General features: G+C 54.4%; 1 rRNA gene. It reads right to left on the reverse strand.

Annotation, left to right across the window (positions count from 1 at the left end):
• Positions 1-173 (reverse strand): 16S ribosomal RNA (locus ACTIF2_RS27665); the annotation flags it as partial.
• Positions 174-608: the final 435 nt, after the last annotated feature.

Genomic DNA, 608 nt, shown 5'->3' on the forward strand with positions numbered 1-608 from the left:
TCCTATCGGACGTATACGGTATTAGCACAAGTTTCCCTGAGTTATTCCGTAGAGCTGGGTAGATTCCCACGCGTTACTCACCCGTCTGCCGCTCCCCTTGCGGGGCGCTCGACTTGCATGTGTTAAGCCTGCCGCCAGCGTTCGTTCTGAGCCAGGATCAAACTCTCAAGTTTTGAAACTTTGATTGGCTTTAACGTCGCAGCCTCGATGGCCGCGACCTGGTCACGCATGAATTGACGAGAACATTCACACCTGGACGATCTCTCGTCCTGGTAGACTATTCTCTCAAAACGTGTCCGCCAAAGTCTCGTTCGAACAGCCAAATCCCTGGCGGGATAAGGTGTTCAGCAGGACTCTGCCGCCCACGTTTCTCTTTCTTCAATATTCAATTGTCAAAGAACAGACACCGCTCAGACGCAATGTCGGGGCCCGGCAGCTAGCGCCTTCAGACCCAGTCGAGTGTCGCTCACGCGGCTCTCTTGAATTCGAACCAACAAGGACCTTTCTGAAACCCGCTAACCAAAAAACCTCAGTTCCTTGAAGCGAACTCCGGGGCCGCCAGCGGCGCGCCGCCCTCGTTGTTGAGGCGTATATAGTCGCCACCCTCT

The sequence above is a fragment of the Allobosea sp. genome (assembly GCF_051860145.1).
Lineage (GTDB): Bacteria > Pseudomonadota > Alphaproteobacteria > Rhizobiales > Beijerinckiaceae > Allobosea.